The 17570-nt window shown below is 44.2% G+C and carries 1 protein-coding gene (running past one end of the window); it reads left to right on the top strand.

Annotated features, from left to right (window positions below; all coding sequences use genetic code 11):
• Positions 1-17570: the 3' portion of a PKD domain-containing protein gene (locus tag GX437_04320; protein ID NLJ06881.1), read on the top strand. Its footprint begins 10648 nt before the window's first position; only the last 17570 of its 28218 coding nucleotides appear in the window; the start codon falls outside the window, past its left edge; it ends in the stop codon at positions 17568-17570.

Here is a 17570-nt window from a genome sequence, read left to right as displayed (position 1 = left end):
TCAGCCCGACAGTGGGTGCTTATGAATACATTCAGCCGGCCTATGATGCCGGAATTACAGCCATCCTGAATCCGGTAGTGCCCTTATGTGCCCTGACAGGGAATGTTACCGTTACCCTTAAAAACTTTGGTAGCACAACACTGACCAGTGATACCATCCGCTGGAGCATCAACGGTACAGCTCAGACACCTTATGCATGGACAGGCTCACTGGCTTCAGGCCAGACGGCCAATGTGAACATAGGAGCCTATAGTTTCACAGCCGGAAACAGCTATACAATCAAGGCTTATCCTTCCTATTTCAACGGTACGCAGGCAGATGGCAATCCGACAAACGACACAAGCACTTCAGCAGGAATCAGAACAGGCTTAAGCGGCACCTATACCATCGGTGGCAGTTCACCCGATTATTCCAGCTTTACTGAAGCCGTCAATGCTTTGGTTACCTATGGTGTTTGCGGAAATGTTGTCTTTAATGTACGCCAGGGTACTTATTATGAACAGATTGAAATACCAGCCATTCCTGGTGCTATCCAGTCCCGCTCGGTTACTTTCCAGAACGATCCGGCAAATACCTATGATGCCGTTTTGACCTATGCTCCGTCATCCTCTCTGACCAATTATGTCTTACGGTTCAATGGTGCCAAATGTATCACCATTAAAGGCCTTAAAATCCAGACCAGCTCTTCGGCTTACGGAAGAGTAATTGAGTTTAAAGGAAACAATGATAGTATTACCATTCTGAACAACAAGATTTACGGTTCGACATTCCTGTCGTCCAGTGATATCTATACCGTTATCTATAATTATTCTTCAGGGGCCAATACCTGTAACGATATTACCATTCAGGGGAACACCATCAAATATGGCTCCTATGCCATCTACTGGTTTGGAGATGCTTCCCCTTACGAATACAGAAATGCCTTCATCAGTAATACCATTGATTCCTTCTACACTTACGGGATATATTCTTATTATCAGTATGATATAAAAATTCAGAGAAACCTGATCAGAAGCAGGTCGCTTATAACCGGTGAATATGGAATTTATCTGATTAACAGCAATACTTCGACAGGTAGCACTGGCTCCGAAATTTCGAGAAACAGAATCTTCCTGAAAGGACCTGGTAGTGATTACGGCTTGTATATGAACAGTTGTTCTGGTAATTCATCTGTGCCTTTCGCTGTGTTTAACAACTACATCTCTATTTACGGGAGCAATACTTCGAGTGCAGTTTACGGACTTGCTGTATATTCAAGTCAATACGTCAACATTTATCACAACAGCGTAAATGTTCAGGCAGGACCATCAAATACAACTTCCAATGCAGGTTTGTATTTATCCGGAAGCAGCAATTACTATAACAATGTCAAAAACAATATTGTTGTAAACAAAAACAGCTATGCTATTTATTTGTCACCCAATGATTATGTAGCATCCTGCGATTATAATGATCTCTATACCAATTCATTGTACTTATGCAACAATGGAACAAACTATACCACGCTAAGTGCCTGGCAGGCTGGCTCAGGCTGGGATGCCAATTCAGTCAATATTGATCCGGGATTTGTCAGCAACACCGATTTAAGCCATTCCAATTATTCACTCAACCGCGGAGTTACCGGACTAGGCATTTCTACCGATATTTTCGACAGTACCCGTTACACTCCGACCATAGGAGCCTATGAATTGAAACCCATCGCCAGAGATGCCGGAATTATTGCAATTCTTAGCCCGGTTCATCCGAGTTGTGCCGCTACGGCCGATGTAAAAGTAACCATCAAAAACTTTGGAACTGCAGCGCTTACCAGTGATACCATCAGGTGGACTGTTAACGGGGTGGCACAAACACCTTATGCATGGACAGGAAATCTCAGTTTCGGAGATACCGCACAGGTTGTTATCGGACAATACACTTTGAGTACAAATACAGCCTACAATTTCAAGGTATATGTTTCTTATTTCAACGGACAGTATGCTGAGACTCAAACAGGAAATGATACGGTTTATGGGAATAATATTTACAGGGGGATGAGCGGGACCTACACGATTGGCGGCACAAGTCCTGATTTCGCTTCATTTAACGCAGCTGTAACTGCTTTAAGCACGCAGGGTATTTGCGGCCCTGTCGTCTTTAATGTCAGAAATGGTGTTTATACCGAGCAGGTGGTTATTCCATCCATCACCGGTTCTTCGGCTACCAATACCATTACTTTCCAGAGTGAAAGCAATGACAGTACAAAGGTTACACTGCAATATTCCGCTACTTTAAGCACTGCCAATTATACCATTAAGCTTGACGGAGCTGATTATATCATCATCCGGAAAATGACCATCAAAGCCCTTGGTACTACCTATTCAAGAGTCGTTGACCTGACCAACCAGGCCAACTACAATACCTTCACCTCCAATATCTTTATTGGTTATTATTCCACCAATACAAGTGATGCCAATGCAGTTGTCTATTCTTATTATACATCACAAAGCACACATTGCACCTTTAATACATTTACCTATAATGTGGTGAAATACGGTTCTTATGGCTTCAGGTGGGGTGGCTATTCCCCGAGCTATTCCGAAGGCAATGTATTCAATTACAACCTTGTTGATAGTTTCTACTACTATGGTGTGTTTATTTACAACCAGAAAGCTGCCAAAGCCGATTACAATACGGTCAGAACCAACAATACATATATAAACTATGGTATTTATATCACCCAGTGTTATTACCAGACAGAAGCCATCGGAAACACTGTGTTACTCGATGGAAGTTCAAATACCAAGTACGGTATTTACTTCACCTCCTGTTACTATGGCCCGAGGGTAAACGATAACCAGATTACCATCAACAGCACCTATGTTCAGGTAGGTATCTATCTGACAAGCTGTTACTACAATGATAATATGGTTAAACCCACCGTGTTGAGGAACAAGGTGATATTAAAGGGAACAACCTCTTCTTCAACTTCTGTAGGTATATACATGAACAGTTTACAGGGTAATGGTTCAAGTGTAGAATACAGATGGTTGATTGCCAATAACTTTGTTTCGCTGTACAACGGTACGGGAACCTGTTACGGAGTGCAGTACACCAGCTGTAACAATACAGATTTTATTCACAACAGCATCAGCATCCGCAATGGTTCCACCTCTTCTGCCGCCTTGTATTTTAATCACTCATCAACAAACACTTACAATTATTTCTACAACAATATAGCTTCCAATACAGGCGGAGGTTATGCTGTATATATTGCTTCCAGCTATGTTCCTCAGGCTTCTGATTACAATAACATATATGCTACCGGAACCTATATTGGCTATCTGAATGGTTCATCCTATACCAGTTTTGCCAACTGGCAGACAGCAGTAACACCATTCGAAGCCAATTCCAAAAACTACAATCCATCGTTCTGGAGTGCAAATGACCTGCATACATGGAACACCCAGCTCAATGCAGGAACCCCGGTTACTTATGTCAATACAGATATTGACGGACACAGCCGCAGTACTTCCACACCTACTATTGGTGCCGATGAAATCAGGCCGGCCATGAAATATGTGTCTTCCACGACCACGCAAAGTGTTACCAGCAATGTGACTCCGGGTTCTTCCTACAACCAGATTCTTGGTATTCAGGTTGTTACAAGCGGAGAGGATAGTGCTATTTCTGCCAGCAAATTCTCTTTCACCACCAACGGAACCAATTCACCCACCACCAACATTCAAAATGCAAGATTGTACTATACAGGAACCAGTAATAATTTCAGCATTGCCAATCAGTTTGGCAGTACGGTCAGTGCACCCAATGGCCGGTTTATCATTACCGGAACACAGGAACTCCAGGCAGGTACCAACTATTTCTGGCTTGCTTATGACGTAAAGAGCGGAGCCAATATAGGCGACACCATTGATGCTGAATGTGATACGGTTATCGTTGATGATACGGCCAGAATAAATACCGTTACTGCTCCTGCAGGCTTCAGAAAAATAACCAATGATAAGGTGCTCAGCCGTATTGAATATGTTCAGCCCTCGACAGATGATGTTTACAGGGATTCCAACTATTATCCTGTATTAAGGCTTGACTTTGTTGTAAATGGAACCACCAGCAACCTCTATCTTGATTCACTGGAGGTTACTGCCGTCAATACTTCAAACAGCGATATTGACACGGTCAGGTTGTTCCGGACCACAACGCCAACCTTCTCAACAGCCGTTCCTGTTGGTACGGGAAAAGTACTTTCCGGAGGCTCAGTGAAATGGAATTCTATTAATTATGATTTACCGGGCAATTCAACAACATATCTCTGGATCACCTATGACATTACTTCGAATGCAGTCTGGTTTAATACAGTAGATGCCAAAATAAAAGCAAACAGTATTTCTGTCAATGGTTCTTTGTATCCGACAACAGATCAAAATCCGACAGGAAGCCGAATGGTCAATATGTTGCCGCTTACCTTGCCGTATAGTGAAGATTTTGAAACCGCCACAACACCATATACCTACACCGCTTCAACAAGGCCGCTCAATGGAAGTGGATTGGAAGAATGGCAGTTTGAATCAGTTCCTGCACCCACTGATCAGTCGCGTCTGCAAATGAATGCAGGTTCGGTTTATAATCACACGACCGGAGGCGCTTATGCTGCATTGATCGATAATGCTGTTTTCAATAGCTGGGCAGTTGGTAATCTGATTCTTACCCTGAATCTCAGCAACTATGTTGGAGCTACTGACCTGGATATTTCTTTCTGGTACATGTATCAGATGTATCGCCAATATTCTGCTGAAGATGGAGTTTGGGTAAGAGGAAATAATGATCCTTCTACACCATGGGTTTTATTATATGATATCAGTGCCAATCGTGCTGGCGATATGACATGGAAAAATGCTTCTGCAAGTATCAGTGATGTATTACGGAATGCAGGGCAATCGGTATCAGGTACCACGCAACTTAAATTTTCCTATAAATCACGTTATCAGTTAGGTAATGAAGCAGTTATCTTTGATGATATTAATATTTCAGGTACAGTGCCTGTCAACAATGATGCAGGCGTGTATGCCATTACAGGTCCTACACCGCCATATGCCCCTGGTACCAAGAGCATTTCAGCAACCATTAAAAACTATGGTCTGAATACCTTGACCAGTGCAAAAGTCAATTGGAAAGTCAATGGTACGGCTCAGAGCCAGCAAGCATGGGGCGGCTCACTGACAAGCGGACAAACCGCAACGCAAAGTCTTGGAAATGTGAGTGTTTCAGATGGTATTCTCTATACCATTGTGGCCAACACCAGTGAACCAAATGCCACGACAGACAACAAACCCGCCAATGATACAGCCACAGGCTACATTTGTGCCGCATTGTCCGGTAATTATACCATTGGTGGTACTTCCCCCAATTTTGCCACCTTCTCCGATGCTGCATTTTTCCTTAATAACTGCGGTGTGCGCGGGCCGGTAACCTTTAATGTCAGAGCCGGAACTTATAACGAGCAGTTTGAACTCGGACAGATTCCGGGTGCTTCAGCTGTCAATACCATTACTTTCAAGTCGGAAGATAATGATACTTCAAAGGTTATATTGACATACGGCAACTCTACTTCATCCACCAACTATGTAATCAGCCTCAATGGTACCGATTACATTACCTTCCAGTACCTGACCATCCGCAATACTTCCAATACGTATAACAGGGTTATTTACGCCACCAACTCAGCCAATTATGTCAAAATAAAATATAACCATATTATTAGCAGTTCGACCAGCGTGAATGGAAACAATTCTGATGTGGTTTCTTTTGTCGGAACCGGTTCAGGAAACTATTGCCAATATGATGAGGTTCAATACAATACCATTGAAAATGGCTATAACGGTGTGGTGATGAATGGATATAGTTATCCGGTCGTTTATGGGAACAAGATTGATTACAATACCATTAAAAACTTTACCTATCAGGGTATTAATGTCAATCAGCAAAGAGGTATTTCCATCACCAATAATACCATATCTTCACCAGTTGTAGGTTTTTACGGTATTAATATCAATCAGATAGCCTATACTTCTGATGTAAGTTACAATTCCATCAATGTAGCTTCTTATGGTATATATGCTATCAACTGCTATTACGGGAATAAGTTCAACAACAATATCATTGATATCAATTCATCCAATTTCAAATACGGTATTTATTTCTCCAGTGTTTATTATGTCAACGGAACCACCAAGACCCAGATACAGAACAATAAAATTCAGCTTCAGGGACTTAACACTGCTTATGGAATTTATCTCTATTACTTTAACGGAGACAACAATACCGCAGCCAACCGTAACCTTGTAGCCAACAACTTTGTTTCAATCACTAATAGCAGTACTTCATATACTCATTATGGGATTTATTCCTACAATTCGCATTATACAGATTATTACTACAATTCAGTAAACATTACCACCGGAGCCAACAACAGCTCCGCATTATACCTGTATGCCACCACTTCAGGTCTTTATTTCAAAAACAATATTTTCAACAACAGCGGAGGAGGATATGCAGTTTATATCCCGATGTCTTCTGTAGCTACCATAACACAGTTTGACTACAATAACCTTCGTACGACAGGCAGCGACCTGGTATATTATAATTCCACAAACTATTCAAGTCTGGCCACATGGAATTCAGCCTCCGGCCTTGATCAGAATTCAATCAGCAAAAATCCGTATTTTGTCAGCAATACCGATCTTCATGTAAAAACAGATACCATGAAGGCTGGTACCCCGGTAACTTCTTTTGTTACAACGGATATTGACGGAGCCACCAGAAGCACCTCTGCTCCATATATCGGAGCCGATGAAGGCCGTGAAAATGATGCACAACTGGTCTCTGTTACTGCCACTCCGGGTTGTCCGGGCAATTATGCTGTATATGTTACCCTGAAAAACAACGGAGCCAATTACCTGACCAAGGATAGCATCAGGTGGAGCGTCAACGGTGTGCCCAAGACTACTTATTACTGGACAGGCTCCTTACCGACCGATAGTAGTATTACATTCAGTATTGGTATTCATAACTTTACATCAAATGAAAATATTGTAGCTGTCAGCTATAAGCCAAACGGGCAAAATGACCCGGATGCCAGCAATGATACGGCAACAGCTACGATAGCTCCCAATCCGAATCCGGTGGCCGGCTTTAGCATAGCTGATGACAAGCAGTGTCTGAGCGGGAACAGCTTCAGCTTTACCGATGGCAGCACCGTGTCGAGTGGCAGCATTGCAAGCTGGAGCTGGACTTTTGGCAATGGGAACACTTCGACCAGCCAGAATCCATCAGGAATCAGCTACAGCTTAGCCGGTACTTATGATGTAAAACTGGTAGTTACCACGAACAACGGTTGTAAAGACAGTATTACGAAACAGGTAACAGTCGATCCGCAGCCGGTAGCCGACTTCAGCATAGCTGACGACAAGCAGTGTCTGAGCGGTAACAGTTACAGCTTTACCGATGGCAGCACCGTATCGAGCGGCAGTGTCAGTGGCTGGAGCTGGACCTTTGGCAATGGGAATACTTCGACCAGCCAGAATCCATCAGGAATCACCTATAGTGCAGCCGGCACATACAATGTCAAGCTGGTGGCAACGACCAACAATGGCTGTAAAGACAGCATCACGAAACAGGTAACAGTCGATCCGCAGCCGGTAGCCGACTTCAGCATAGCTGACGACAAGCAATGTCTGAGCGGTAACAGTTTCAGCTTTACCGATGGCAGCACCGTGTCGAGTGGCAGTGTCAGTGGCTGGAGCTGGACATTTGGCAACGGGAACACATCGACCAGCCAGAATCCGTCAGGAATCACCTATAGTGTAGCTGGTACTTACAATGTCAAGTTGGTAGCAACGACCAACAACGGCTGTAAAGACAGCATTACGAAACAGGTAACAGTCGATCCGCAGCCGGTAGCAGACTTTACCATAGATGACAATAAACAATGTCTGAGTGGCAACAGCTTTACCTATACTGATAATTCATCAGTGTCATCAGGCACGATTACGAGCTATTACTGGACATTTGGAGACGGAACGACTTCCACCAGTCAGAATCCTCCTGCCAAGACATACAGTACAGCCGGAACATATAATGTAAAACTGGTAGTTACCACGAACAACGGCTGTAAAGACAGCATCACGAAACAGGTAACAGTCGATCCGCAGCCGGTAGCCGACTTCAGCATAGCTGACGACAAGCAGTGTCTGAGCGGAAACAGCTTCAGCTTTACCGATGGCAGCACCGTATCGAGTGGCAGTGTCAGTGGCTGGAGCTGGACCTTTGGCAATGGGAACACTTCGACCAGCCAGAATCCGTCAGGAATCACCTACAGCTTAGCCGGTACTTATAATGTAAAACTGGTGGCAACCACGAACAATGGCTGTAAAGACAGCATCACGAAACAGGTAACAGTCGATCCGCAGCCTGTAGCTGACTTTACCATAGATGACAATAAACAATGTCTGAGTGGCAACAGCTTTACCTATACAGATAACTCTTCAGTAACATCAGGTACCATTACGAGCTATTACTGGACTTTTGGAGACGGAACGACTTCCACCAGTCAGAATCCACCTGCCAAGACATACAGCACAGCCGGAACATATAATGTCAAATTGGTAGTTACCACGAACAACGGCTGTAAAGACAGCATCACGAAACAGGTAACAGTCGATCCGCAGCCGGTAGCCGACTTCAGCATAGCTGACGACAAGCAATGTCTGAGCGGAAACAGTTTCAGCTTTACCGATGGCAGCACCGTATCAAGCGGCAGTGTCAGTGGCTGGAGCTGGACCTTTGGCAATGGGAACACTTCGACCAGCCAGAATCCGTCAGGAATCAGCTACAGCTTAGCCGGCACATACAATGTCAAGCTCGTGGCAACCACGAACAATGGCTGTAAAGACAGCATCACGAAACAGGTAACAGTCGATCCTCAGCCTGTAGCTGACTTTACCATAGATGACAATAAGCAATGTCTGAGTGGCAACAGCTTTACCTATACTGATAATTCATCAGTGTCATCAGGCACGATTACGAGCTATTACTGGACCTTTGGAGACGGAACGACTTCCACCAGTCAGAATCCTCCTGCCAAGACATACAGTACAGCCGGAACATATAATGTAAAACTGGTAGTTACCACGAACAATGGCTGTAAAGACAGCATTACCAAACAAGTTACCGTAGATGTACAGCCGGTGGCATCTTTTACTACAGGAAATACCTGTCGTGAAAATCCTGCAACTACATTCAACACCAGTACGGTTTCAAGTGGTTCAATAACCGCCAGCCTCTGGAATTTCGGAGATGGCAACACCAGTTCATCCACTAATGGAAGCCACATTTACAGCAACCCGGGCAATTACACCATAAAACTGATAGTTACAACCAACAATGGTTGTCAAGACTCTACAACCAATAACATTACCGTTTATCCGAAACCGGTAGCCGATTTCTATGCCCCGAATTCAAGTATTGACGATACTGTTCAGTTCTCCGACTCCTCAACTATCACAAGTGGATCAATTGTCGGGTTCTATTATGATTTTGATGATGGAACAAACAGCACCCTGCAAAATCCAAAACATAAATACCTGACCTATGATACCTTCTATGTATCTCAGATTGTTGTCTCTGACTACGGTTGTAAAGATACTCAGGTCAATCAGTTGATTATTTATCCGAAGCCGGGTGCAAACTTTAACTATACCAACGAATGTTACGGCTTTACAACCACCTTTACCAATACCAGTTATGCACCTCCGGGACAAACATTTGTTTCACATCACTGGGACTTTGACGATGGAACTACATCAACCCTTCAGCATCCGACCCATCAATATTCTGCATCAGGAACCTATGATGTTCAGCTTATTGTAACCACTAATACTGGTGGTAAAGATACCGTTGTAAAAACAGTTACTGTTTATCCCAAACCAATGGCTGACTTCACCATTAACGATGACAAACAATGTTACAGTGGTCACAGCTTCAGCTTTACAAATACCAGTACAGTCAGTTCAGGTTCTATTGTATCATACGATTGGAATTTTGGTGACGGAACCACATCAACTGCACAAAATCCTTCAGGAAAGACCTATTCCGTACCTGACACCTTTGACGTTACCCTGATTGTAACGACTGACAACGGATGTAAAGATACCATAGTCAAACAAGTGATTGTATTCCCGCAATCTGTGGCTGATTACAGTATCAACAACGATAAACAGTGTCTGAGTGGCAATAGCTTTAGCTTTGCTGATCTTTCAACGGTCAGTTCAGGTAGCATTTCTGCCTGGAACTGGAACTTCGGAGACGGAGGAACCTCAACAACTCAGAATCCAACCCATTCCTATACTTCTGCCGGAACATATACGGTGAAACTGATTGTAACAACAGACAACGGATGTCAGGATTCTGTCAGTAAATCCGTTACCGTTTATCCGCAATCTGCTGCCGACTTCAGCATTAATGACGACAAGCAATGCCTGAGTGGCAACAGCTTTAGCTTTACAGATAATTCTACAGTCAGTTCGGGAAGTATAACCGGATGGTCATGGAGTTTCGGAGACGGAAATGTATCATCATCTCAAAACCCGACACATAGCTATTCTGCAGCCGGAACCTATTCAGTCAAACTGATGGTTACTACCGATAAAGGTTGTATTGATTCAGTTATTAAGAATGTTGTTGTTTATCCGCAATCAACAGCCGGATTTAATATCAATGACGATAAACAATGTCTGAGCGGCAATAGCTTCAGCTTTACAGATATTTCAACGGTTAGTTCCGGTAGCATTACCAACTGGAACTGGACATTTGGAGATGGCAGCAATGCCACCACCCAGCATCCGACCAAGGTATATACTTCAGCCGGCACTTACACTGTAAAACTGATTGTTACCACCAATAATGGCTGTTTGGATTCTGCCAGCAGCTCAGTTACGGTAGATCCGCAAACAACAGTCAGCTTCAGCATCAACAACGACAAGCAATGTCTGAAAGGCAACAGCTTTGATTTCACAGACGGTTCGACTGTTTCATCAGGATCAGTTACCGGATTTGCATGGACATTTGGAGATGGTAGCAGCTCAACCCTGCAAAATCCAACAGGTAAAGTTTATGCTTCTGCAGGAACTTATGATGTTAAACTGATTACGACCACCAACAATGGATGTACAGATTCACTGACAAAACAGATTACCGTCCATCCGCAGAGCAGTGTTGACTTCAGTGTAGCCAATGCCTGTCTGGATGATACCCTTGCCTTTACCAACCTCAGCACCATTTCAGGAGGAAGCATTGCTACTCATTACTGGGACTTTGCTGATACCTATAACTCAACTGACCAGCATCCGAAGCATAAATACGCTGTATCAGGCAATTACAATGTTATGCTGGTTGAAACAACCGATAAAGGGTGTAAGGATACAGTTGTCAAAACATTGACAGTATATCCGAAACCTGATGCTGTATTTACGCATGATGCAGGATGTGTCAATCAGGCCATTAACTTCTACAATTCTTCAAGTGTAAGCAGTGGCAGCATTACCTCTTATCTGTGGAACATGGGAGATGGCAGTGGGGCAGTTATAGTTAAGAACCCGGTTCATCTTTATAATTCGGCAGGTAATTATACCGTTCAGTTAATAGTTACTTCCAATTACAGTTGCCGCGACACAGCAGTTTCTGTTGTTAAGGTTACACCGCTGCCGGTAGCTTCCTTCACTGTCAATAACAATTGCTTTGGCGATTCTACTGTGTTTACCAATACTTCGACCCTTTCTTCAGGAACCATGAGTTATATCTGGAGCTTTGGCGATGGTGATTCTTCAACAGTTCAGCACCCGAAACATCTCTATCAGTCTTCAGGTACTTATGTGGTAACCTTAACAGTGATAACTGACAATAACTGTACAGATGTATTCACCTATAACGTGACCATATATCCGAATCCGATTGTTAACTTCACCCTCAATGACGTTTGCTATGGCCAGAATGCAAGCTTTAACAATATTACCTATATCACCAGCGGAACGTTTACCAGTAATTGGAATTTCGGAGACGGAAGCAGCAGCACGACTGCATCACCCAGTCATTATTACAATGCTGATGGCAGCTACAATGTTACCCTTGTAGCCACAAGCAACTTCGGATGTAAGGATTCAACGGTCAAATCAATCAGTATTTATCCAAAACCAGTATCTGCCTTCAGTGCTACCGACAACTGTACCGGAAAATCCATTAGCTTCAGCAATACTTCAACTGTAAGTTCCGGCACCTTAACCCATGTCTGGGACTTCGGAGATTATACCTCATCAACTTCGGTCAATCCGTTACATACCTATACTACTGCAAATACTTATACTGTTACCCTGATATCCACTTCGGACAAGGGTTGTAAAGATACAGCCATTTCGACAATAACCGCCTATCCGGTGCCGGTGGCAGGCTTCAATGCCGGCAATGTCTGTAAAGGCACAGCCACCAGCTTTACCAATACCAGCACGATCAGCAGCGGCACAATGAGTTATGTCTGGACATTCGGAGACGGCAACAGCAGCACCTCATCCGATCCGGTTTACACCTATGCATCTGCAGGCAGCTATACGGTAAAACTGGTAGTTACCTCAGATAATGGCTGCAAAGACAGCATCAGCAAGACGGTAACAGTCTATCCGATGCCGGTAGTCAGCTTCACAGCCGCCAATGTCTGCAACGGCACGGCAGTGAACTTTGTCAATAGCTCAAGTGTAAGCAGCGGTAGTAACAGCTATCTGTGGAACTTCGGAGATGGCAATACCTCGAATAATACCAGTCCTAATTATACCTATTCAGCCAGTGGCACATACAGTGTAAAACTGATAGCCACTACCAACAATGGATGTGTGGATAGTCTGGTGAAAACCGTAGAAGTGTATCCGCAGCCGGTGGCAGGCTTCAATGCCGGCAATGTCTGTAAAGGCACAGCCACCAGCTTCACCAATACCAGCACGATCAGCAGCGGCACGATGAGTTATGTCTGGACATTCGGAGACGGCAACAGCAGTACCTCATCCGATCCGGTTTACACCTATGCATCTGCAGGCACCTATACGGTAAAACTGGTAGTTACCTCAGCTAATGGCTGCAAAGACAGCATCAGCAAGACAGTAACGGTCTATCCGATGCCGGTGGTCAGCTTCACAGCCGCCAATGTCTGCAACGGCAAGGCTGTGAACTTTGTCAATAGCTCAAGTGTAAGCAGCGGTAGTAACAGCTATCTGTGGAATTTCGGAGATGGCAACACCTCGAATAATACCAGTCCTAATTATACCTATTCAGCCAGTGGCACATACAGTGTAAAACTGATAGCCACTACCAATAATGGATGTGTGGACAGTCTGGTGAAGACCGTAGAAGTGTATCCGCAGCCTGTGGCAGGCTTCAATGCCAGCGATGTCTGTAAAGGCACAGCCACCAGCTTCACCAACACGAGCACGATCAGCAGCGGCACGATGAGTTATGTCTGGACATTCGGAGACGGCAACAGCAGCACCTCATCCGATCCGGTTTACACCTATGCATCTGCAGGCACTTATACGGTAAAACTGGTAGTTACCTCAGGTAATGGCTGCAAAGACAGCATCAGCAAGACAGTAACAGTCTATCCGATGCCGGTGGTCAGCTTCACTGCTGCCAATGTGTGCGAAGGTAATCAGGTCTCCTTCACCAATAATTCAGGTGTAAGTAGCGGTACCAATAGCTATAGCTGGAACTTTGGTGATGGATCAACTTCAGCCAACACCAGCCCGACACATACCTATACTGGTTCAGGAACATTTGACGTAAAACTGATAGCAACCACCAACAATGGCTGTAAAGACAGTCTGATTAAACAGGTGGTGGTTTATCCTGCACCACATGCAGGCTTCAGCGCTACAACGGTTTGTTCAGGTGACTCAACAGTATTTACCAATACAAGCACTATCAGTTCAGGAACCATGGATTATATGTGGTATCTGGGTGATGGAAACACAAGCACAGCAACAAGCTTTAAATATAAATATGCATCAGCCGGTACATATACCGTCAAACTGGTGGTCAGTACATCAAACGGCTGCAAAGACAGTATAACTCAGACAGTTACTGTGAATCCGATGCCGGTTGCTTCATTTACTGCCAATGATGTATGTAACGGCAATGCTGTAAGCTTCTCCAATAATTCAACTATTTCTTCAGGATCAATGAGTTATCTCTGGAAATTTGGAGATGGAAATACTTCCAACAACGTCAGCCCGAACTATACTTATGCCTCCAGTGGAACATACAGCGTTGAACTGGTCATCACCAGCGATAAGGGTTGTGTGGCAAGTGTGGTCAAGACTGTGAATGTCAATCCGGTGCCGGTTGCAGGCTTTAGTGCCAATAATGTCTGTGACGGACAGTATGTTTCATTTAACAATACGAGTACAATCAGCTCCGGCACGATGAGCTATTACTGGACATTTGGAGATGGCAATACCTCAACTTCCACCAGTCCGAGCTATCTCTATGCTTCGGCAGGTACTTACTCCGTAAGCCTGAAAGCTACCAGTGATAAAGGATGTGTTTCCACTTATAATTCAAGTGTAACCGTTTATCCAATGCCGACAGTCAGCTTTACCGCCAATAATGATTGTCAGGGAACGGCCATTGAATTCAAAAACACCTCATCCGTATCGGGTGGCAGCAACAGTTATTACTGGACATTTGGAGATGGTAACAGCAGCAATAATGTAAGTCCTTATCATACCTATTCTGCCAGTGGTACCTTTACAGTTGTGTTGCAGGCAACCACTGACAAAGGTTGTATTGATACTTTAAGCAAGCAGGTAACTGTTTATCCGTTGCCGGTTGCCGGATTCAGTGCCAGCAATGTGTGTTACGGTACCAGCACCAGCTTTACCAACAGCAGTACCATCAGCAGTGGTACCATGAGTTATTTGTGGAATTTCGGAGACAACACCACCTCCACGCAAACCAGTCCTGCCCACCTTTATGCAGCTGCCGGAACTTACACTGTTACACTGACAGTTACTTCCGATAAAGGTTGTGTATCCACCATCTCAAGTCAGGTAACCGTTTACCCGATGCCTGTGGTATCCTTTACCTTTAACAATATTTGCGAAGGCAGTTCTGCCAGCTTCTATAATAATTCAACCATTACTTCCGGATCAATGTCGTTTGCATGGAACTTTGGCGATGGCGCTACTTCCACTGTTATGAGCCCGAACCATACCTATTCTGTTGCCAATAGCTACAATGTAAAACTGGTAGCCACTTCCAATTACGGATGTAAAGACAGCTCAACCAAAACCATCACTGTATATGCCATGCCGAAAGTTTCCTTTAGTACGGCCAATGTCTGCGATAAACACAGTGCCAGCTTTGTCAACAACTCTACCATCAGCAGCGGTACCATGTCACATACCTGGTATTTTGGCGATGGCTCAAGTTCAACTGTCATTAATCCAACCAAACTCTATTCAGCTCCGGGCACTTATACGGTAAAACTGGTTACTGTTTCTGATAAAGGCTGTTCCGATAGCGTTACCAAATCAGTAACGGTTTACGATGCTCCTTCAGTATCGTTCACAACCGCCAATGTTTGTTATGGCAATCAGGCAAGCTTTACCAATACATCTTCCATCAATACAGGTGTATTGACTTACAAATGGTATTTCGGAGACGGATCGACCACTACTTCCATGCATGCAACAAAAATGTATGCTTCAGCCGGAACCTATCAGGTCAAACTGGTAGCCACCAGCAATCATGGTTGTTCCGACAGCCTTACCATTCCGGTAACCATTTATCCGAAACCTGATATTAACATTGATGCCTACAACATTACCTGTGCCGGGCTTAATGACGGTAAAATCACCGTTCATGCACACAAAGGCACCAGTCCTTATTCCTTCTCAATGAACGGAACCACTTACCAGAACGACAGTAATTTTGTCAAGCTGGGCAAAGGGTCATACAGTGTCTTTGCAAAAGACCAGAGAGGATGCATGGATACCGGCAGTTTTGTCATTACAGAGCCTGACCCGATTGTCATTACCGTATCGAAAGTCAATGTTAAATGTAAGGGAGATATGACCGGAAGCATTACATTGACAGCAACAGGAGGTACCGGTACTTATCAGTATTCTGCTGATGGCGGAAAGACCTATCAGGCCGGCAATGTCTTCAACGGACTGAAAGCAGGATACTATATTGTTTCCGTCAAAGATGGCAACAACTGCAGTGAATCCCAGGGTGTTACCATTACAGAGCCTATTGCTGCACTCGATGTAACCGTTGCTTCCAAAACAAATGTCAGTTGTAAGGGTAGCTCAACAGGAAGTGTATCTTTGACAGGAACAGGCGGAACCGGACTGTACCAGTATAGCCTGAACGGAACTACCTTCCAGGCCAGTGGTTACTTCAACAATCTCCCTGCAGGCAATTACAAAGCCTACATCAGAGATGCCAACCTGTGCCTTGATTCAGTCAGCTTTACCATCACAGAGCCTGCACAGGCACTGACCATCAAGAGCATCGACAAGACAGATGTGGCCTGCTATGGCGACTTCAGTGGAAAACTTACAGTCCATGCCTCAGGTGGTGTCAAACCGTATAAATTCACGCTGGATAAAGTACATTACCGCAGCGATTCCAACTTTATCAATCTGGTGAAAGGAGTTTACACGGTTACGGTAATCGACCAGAATGGTTGTCAGACCGATCAGCAGGTTACCATCAGCGAACCTTCCGCACCACTAAGCATTAAAGTGGATAACATCACCAATGAAAACTGTCCGAATGACGGTACCGGTGCATTGACGGTAAGTGGCGCAGGTGGTACCGCACCTTACACCTATTCGAAAGATGGTGTCAACTATCAGGCATCAGGTACTTTCAGCAATCTTAAATCCGGAACCTATGAAATTTGGGTAAAAGACAGCAAACTCTGCCTGCAGAGCAAGCTGATTACCATCAGCTCCAACACCTTGCCTCCTGAAGCTGATTTTGATGTGTACATCAACAGCCATTCAGCATCATTTGTCAATAAGTCAAAGAATGCCACATCTTATCAATGGAACTTTGGAGATGCATCAACTTCCACCGCCAATTCTCCGGTACATATCTATAAAGCAGCTGGTAAATACACTGTAACACTGATTGCTATCAATAGCTGTACAAGCGATACAATCACCAAACAGCTCAATATTTATCCGACATCCATTGGTGATGAAAATTCAGGACAGTATATCGGTGTAGTCATTTATCCCAATCCTGCTGACGATTACGTCAATCTGGAAATGACAGCCAATCAGGACATTGGAGAACTCTATATCAGGGTTCTTAACTCCGAAGGGGCAGTCATGGACGAATATAAAGGAGATGTATTTGATAAACAGTATCGCCACCGCATCGACCTCATGAATTATGCGAAAGGCCTCTACATGGTTGAAATAACGACCAAAGACGGTGTGCTGAGACATAAAATATTCAGGAGGTAA

It is taken from the genome of Sphingobacteriales bacterium (genome assembly GCA_012517435.1).
In the GTDB taxonomy this organism is placed as follows: Bacteria; Bacteroidota; Bacteroidia; order CAILMK01; family JAAYUY01; genus JAAYUY01.
The sequence above is the reverse complement of the archived record's forward strand: the minus strand, read 5'-3'. Positions and strand labels throughout refer to the sequence as shown.